The organism is Sedimentibacter sp., assembly GCF_033447055.1.
Classification (GTDB): Bacteria; Bacillota; Clostridia; order Tissierellales; family Sedimentibacteraceae; genus Sedimentibacter.
On record NZ_JAWQJF010000007.1, the window covers coordinates 1 to 5,721 of the forward strand.

The 5,721-nt window shown below is 31.6% G+C and carries 6 protein-coding genes and 1 pseudogene; all 7 read right to left on the reverse strand.

Annotated features, from left to right (window positions below):
- Nucleotides 1–255 (reverse strand): annotated as a pseudogene (locus SA378_RS00545) (GTPase CgtA); the annotation flags it as partial.
- Between the two features lie 157 nt (nt 256–412).
- Nucleotides 413–706 carry a 50S ribosomal protein L27 gene (gene rpmA / locus SA378_RS00550; RefSeq protein ID WP_318524047.1) on the reverse strand — a complete coding sequence of 98 codons (294 nt, stop codon included), beginning with the start codon at nt 704–706 and terminating at the stop codon, nt 413–415.
- Nucleotides 707–708: 2 nt separating this feature from the next.
- Nucleotides 709–1,038 (reverse strand): ribosomal-processing cysteine protease Prp, encoded by a 330-nt coding sequence (locus tag SA378_RS00555; protein WP_318524048.1) that lies wholly within the window; start codon nt 1,036–1,038, stop codon nt 709–711.
- Nucleotides 1,039–1,042: 4 nt separating this feature from the next.
- Nucleotides 1,043–1,354 carry a 50S ribosomal protein L21 gene (gene rplU, locus SA378_RS00560; RefSeq protein WP_318524049.1) on the reverse strand — a complete coding sequence of 104 codons (312 nt, stop codon included), beginning with the start codon at nt 1,352–1,354 and terminating at the stop codon, nt 1,043–1,045.
- A gap of 116 nt (nt 1,355–1,470) precedes the next feature.
- Complete coding sequence (locus SA378_RS00565) at nt 1,471–2,967, reverse strand: Rne/Rng family ribonuclease (RefSeq protein ID WP_318524050.1); 1,497 nt, start codon at nt 2,965–2,967, stop codon at nt 1,471–1,473.
- 21 nt (nt 2,968–2,988) lie between these two features.
- Entirely contained in the window at nt 2,989–3,669 is a 681-nt protein-coding gene (locus SA378_RS00570) for a TIGR03936 family radical SAM-associated protein (protein ID WP_318524051.1), read from the reverse strand.
- Complete coding sequence (locus SA378_RS00575) at nt 3,641–5,512, reverse strand: TIGR03960 family B12-binding radical SAM protein (RefSeq protein WP_318524052.1); 1,872 nt, start codon at nt 5,510–5,512, stop codon at nt 3,641–3,643. The genes SA378_RS00570 and SA378_RS00575 overlap by 29 nt, the downstream gene beginning before the upstream one ends.
- Nucleotides 5,513–5,721 lie beyond the last annotated feature (209 nt).

Consider the following 5,721-nt stretch of genomic DNA (forward strand, 5'->3'; position numbering starts at 1 on the left):
AAGGTCCTTTCCATCTGAACCATATTGCTTTTTTCCTCTGCCGTCTTCTGCGTTTTCTGCTTGATAATGTCTTTTATATCTAAAATCCATCAATGTTCTTAAGCCTTCATCAGCTGCTAATATTATGTTTCCACCATCTCCGCCGTCACCACCTGCAGGACCGCCCATAGGCACATATTTTTCGCGCCTAAACGCAACACAGCCACTTCCGCCATTTCCTGCTCTTACACTAATTTTTGCTACATCTACAAACATTTTATCCCAACCTTTTCTAATTTGGGGACATTCCCCTAATCTTACTGCAAAGACATTCCCATAAGCTTACTCCAAAGACTCTCCCTACTTAGGGGTGTGTCCCCTTTCCTTATTAATAAACAAAAACCTACCACTAATGGTAGGTCATTTTCGTTTATTATGCTTCAATTTCACAAGGATATACGCTGACTTGCTTTCTTGTTTTGTCTTTTCTTTCAAACTTAACTTTCCCGTCAACTGTAGCAAATAATGTATCATCGCTTCCAATGCCTACATTCAAGCCTGGATGAAGTTTAGTTCCTCTTTGTCTCACAAGAATATTTCCAGCCAATACAAACTGACCGTCAGTTCTTTTTACTCCAAGTCTCTTAGCATTGCTATCACGACCATTTTTTGAGCTACCAACACCTTTTTTATGTGCAAATAACTGTATGTTTAATTTCAATAACATTTTTACACCTCCTCAAATTTAAGTGTAATATAATCACTGTAATCTTCCAGTAATAATTCTATACCTACCATAAAGTTTCTGTATATCACATCAGTTTTATCATTGTTTACCAAAGTTCTCAAACTCATTAATCCAATGTTTTCGTCAACATCATAAATGATGAACTCAGGATCAACCCCCGCTACTAAGTTTATTGAATTAATAGCAGTATACGATAAAATAGAAACCGATGCACATACTATATCTGAACCTTCTTCAGCGAATCCCGAATGACCTTCAACTATAAAACCATTGATAATATCTTTGGTCCTATATATTGTTATTGTAATCATATCATTATCCAACTATTTTTTCAATTTTAATTTGTGTATATGGTTGACGATGACCTTGTTTCTTTCTGTAGTCTTTTTTAGCTTTGTATTTGAAAATTATAATTTTTTTAGCTTTACCTTGCTTTTCAACTACACCTTCAACTACTGCTCCGTCAACATATGGTTTTCCAACATTTAATTTTCCTTCTTCAGCTACGAGCAAAACTTTATCAAATTTTACTGCTTCTCCATCAGCGATTTCAAGTTTTTCAACTCTAACTACATCGCCTTCCTGAACTCTATATTGTTTTCCACCTGTTTCAATTATTGCGTACATAATGCTACCTCCTCTTCCCAGTCTCGCCATTGCAGGTACTATTAGTTTTAACCTGATCCGTGCGGCTCTTGCAAATATAAATTTTATCAAACAAAGATAAGTTTGTCAACTTTTTTTTATTTGTTTAAAAAAGTATTTATATAATCTGCTTTTCCCATTCTTCCAACAACTATATCATCAGTAATAATATTTTTATCTGGAAAGAAAAATATTTTAATATTATACTTCTGTTCTATTTTAATTACAATATCCATGTAGTTATTTAATATTTTATTATAAAGTAAAAATCCGGTATTAAGAATAACAGCTTCGGAAGAAGTATTTTTTTTAATATTACTTATTATACTCTCAATTTTTAAAAAAATAAAGATCTTAGATCCGGTTCTTCCGCTTCCGCCACAATGCTCACATTCTTTTGTCATTAAATTGAAAAAATTTTCCTTATCTTTTTTTCTGGTTATTTCCATTAAATTTAATTTTGTCATACCAATTATGTTTATTTTTGCCTTATCATCTTTAAATGCATCTTTTGCTTTATTAATAATCAAATTCTTATTATCTTTTATTTTTACATCTATGAAATCTATGATAATAATGCCGCTTAAGTTGCGAAGTTTAATTTGCCTTGCTATTTCATCTAAAGCACTCAAATTTAACTGAAGGGCAGTTTCTTCCATACTTTTGCTACCGATAAACTTTCCGCTATTTACATCAATTACAGTCATTGCTTCTGTAACATCTATGAAAATCGAACCACCGTTTTCAAGTTCAACTTTGCGTTTAAGCAACATACTGATTTGTTTTTCAACATTGAAATTTTCAAATGCACAGTTAGATTCTATAATTGCAATACTTTTCATTTCATCTGTATTGTAACCTTTAATAAGACCTTCAAAAGTTTCTTTTGTTTTTTTATCTTTAACATATATTTCATCCACAGTAGAATCAATGCAATCCAAAAATAATCTTTCAATGAAAGAATTATTCTTATACAAAAGTTTTGGAGCATAAGAATATTTATATTCTTTTTCAATTTGGGCAAAAACAGATGACAGCATACTATATTCTTTCTCAATTGATTCTTTTGAACAGTTCTTGGAAAATGTTCGAATAATCATGCCATTTCCATTCTTCATGATACTTTTCCCGATTTCCATAAGTCTGTTTCGTTCTTCAACATGCTTTATTTTTTTAGAAATATTAACTTCTATGCTATTGGGAATAAATGCAATATATTTGCCTGAAATTGAAATGTCAGTTGTAACTGCAACATTTTTCTCACCTATTGGTTCTCTGGTAATTTGTACAATTATTTCTTCGCCTTTTTTTAACACTGTGCTTATACCGGTAACATCTTTTTTCTTGATGTTCTTTTCCTTCAGGAATTTGTCCGAAAGAAGATCTTCTAAAAATAAGTATGCATTTTTGTCAAGTCCAATATCAACAAAAGCAGCTTCCATTCCAGGCAGTATATTCATTACTTTCCCTTTATAGATGTTGCCCACAACACTTTTATAATCTTTTTCTTCATTCATATAATCCTGCAATCTGCCATCCTGTAAAATAGCAACTTGGTCAAAAAATATTGAATTATTTATAATAACCTGTTTCATAATACCTCCAGGTACAATAGATTACAGTATTGGTTTCATTTCCTTATCTAATGCATCCACTTTCATAACCGTATGATAGTCTATATTGAATCCTTTTTCTATTATTAACTTCAACAGTTCATCAACTTTCATACTTCCCGTTTCTGTTGTTAAAATAACAGCTTCTACAGTTACTTTATTGTCATTTATTTGCTCAGCTTTCAAATGATTTATATATTCTTTAGTGTTAATCTCTTTTATTACTACCTTATTCTTCTTGTTTTTCTTTTGCCTGTTATATATCACTCCAGTTTCAAGCATTTCCTTAAACAATTCCTGAAGCTCTACAACATTTATTTTTTCCGATTCTAAATTAATTATATATTCCGCATAAGCGCATCTTGTCATTATAGATACAGTATCATCTGTTTTTTTCGAATTCATTATTTGCATTTCTTTAGGCAATACAGCATTCATGCCTTTAATAAATCTTTCAGGTTCAACATTTTCTTTGAATTCCAATTCGAAATATTCTCCAATGCTCTCTATACCCAGCGACAAAGGATATCCAAACGCTGTTTTCATATGAGGATTAAATCCTTCTGAGTACTTAGCAGGAAATCCTGCTCTTTTTACAGACCTTTGTATAAATCTTAGAACATCTAAGTGAGAAATATATTTTAAATTTCCAGTTTTACTGTACTTGCTTATTAGTTTGCACATGAGGGCAGGCACCTCCTATTAATTTATGATTTACGCCACAGTTAAAGCATTGTTGTCTGCAATCCGGTGTAGTTATATTTTCTAAAGATTTTTTATATTCACTTGCTAAATATTCCTTATCTACTCCTGTATCAATGAAGTCCCATGGAAGCACTTCTGTAAGTTCTCTTTGTCTAGTGGCAAAAAAGTCGGAATCTGTGTTTGTTTCTTTAAATACTTCCATCCATTTATCAAAATCAAACATTTCATACCAGCCGTCAAAGCGACATCCTTTCTCAAATGCTTTTAACAGCACCTTGGATAGTCTTCTGTCTCCTCTTGCAAAAACCGCTTCAAGATAACTTAACTTTGGTTCATGATAACTTAATGAAACTTTTTTGTCCTTAATTTCTCTCTGAAGAAATTTTGCTTTGTCGTAAAATTCTTCTATGCTGTTTTGAGCAACCCATTGAAATGGTGTGAAAGGTTTTGGAACAAAACATGCTGCACTCGCATTTATCTTTAAATTTCCTTTTATTTCTTCCTTAGGTCTTTGGAAAAATTTATCCTTAACTTTGTATGCAAGGTGCTTTATTCCTAAAACATCTTCCATTGTTTCGCCGGGAAGTCCAATCATAAAATATAATTTTACTGTAGACCATCCTAGGCTGAATGCCGTCTCAACAGGTCCGAGAATTTGTTCCTCAGTAAGATTTTTATTAATAACGTCTCTCATGCGTTGAGTTCCAGCTTCAGGAGCAAATGTTAATCCAGACTTTCTTACTTCTTGAATTCTTTCAATAATATCAAATGTTATTGAATCAAGTCTTAAGGAAGGCAAAGAAATACTTACATTTTGATTTTCATATTTTTCTAATAATTTTAATGTTAAATCCGGCAAACATGAATAATCTCCAGAACTGAGCGAAGTCAATGAAATTTCATCATGTCCCGTTGAATTCAAAAGATTTTCAGCTTGTTTTACAAGAGTGTCAGCTTTCCTTTCTCTTACAGGTCTGTATATCATTCCTGCTTGACAAAAACGACAGCCTCTAGTGCATCCTCTGAATATTTCAAGCACAACTCTGTCATGAACTACATCAATATATGGTAGGATGCTTTTTTCAGGATAAAAACTTTTATCAAGATCCTTAATAATTCTTTTTACAATTGTTTCTTTAGCATTTTTATTTAGTATTTTACGTTCTTTAATAGTTCCATCTTCATTATAAATTTCTTCATAAAATTGAGGAACATATACCCCGTCTAACTGTGCAGCTTTTTCAAGAAATGATAATTTATCATATCCATTTTTCTTTTCTTCCTCATAAAGTTTCAACAACTCCGGCAAAAGCTCTTCGGCTTCACCGATGGTGAACAAGTCAATTATTTCATATAAAGGTTCCGGATTGTATGCACATGGCCCTCCAGCAATAACTAGAGGCATATCATTAGTTCTGTCTTTTGATTTAAGAGGTATGTTTCCTAAATCAAGCATATTTAAAATATTTGAATAGCTCATTTCATATTGTAATGTAAAACCTATAAAGTCAAACTTTTCCAGCTCATCCTTACTTTCAAGTCCATAAAGAGGTATTTTATTTTTTCTCATCACTTGTTCCATATCAGTCCAAGGAGCAAAAACTCTTTCGCACCATATGTTCTCCATACTGTTCATTAAATGATACAAAATATGCATTCCTGTATGAGACATCGCTACTTCATAAACATCAGGAAAAGCAAAAGCAAATCTTATATTCACATCTTCCTTGTTTTTAACAACTATGTTAAGCTCGCTTCCAACATATCTTGCAGGCTTTTCAACATTTAAAAGCTCTCTGTCGAGTTTTTTCAAATCTATCATATTTACTCCTTTTTAATTGTTGATTGCTTCAACCAATTCCTCTAAATTCTAAAACATTTTAACACACCCACAATAAATTGACAACTTATAATTCTATAAAAAGTATTTGAAAATTTTCTTTAAATATTATAATATATGAACATAAAAACATATGGGGGCAAAAATGAACTACGAAGAATCATTACAATTTATTCATTCCACTTATAAAT

Bases quoted from the DNA above. Each gene is read 5' to 3' on its own strand.
- rpmA (WP_318524047.1), bottom strand. From the start codon at position 706: ATGTTATTGAAATTAAACATACAGTTATTTGCACATAAAAAAGGTGTT.
- SA378_RS00555 (WP_318524048.1), bottom strand. From the start codon at position 1,038: ATGATTACAATAACAATATATAGGACCAAAGATATTATCAATGGTTTT.
- rplU (WP_318524049.1), bottom strand. From the start codon at position 1,354: ATGTACGCAATAATTGAAACAGGTGGAAAACAATATAGAGTTCAGGAA.
- SA378_RS00565 (WP_318524050.1), bottom strand. From the start codon at position 2,967: ATGAAACAGGTTATTATAAATAATTCAATATTTTTTGACCAAGTTGCT.
- SA378_RS00570 (WP_318524051.1), bottom strand. From the start codon at position 3,669: ATGTGCAAACTAATAAGCAAGTACAGTAAAACTGGAAATTTAAAATAT.
- SA378_RS00575 (WP_318524052.1), bottom strand. From the start codon at position 5,512: ATGATAGATTTGAAAAAACTCGACAGAGAGCTTTTAAATGTTGAAAAG.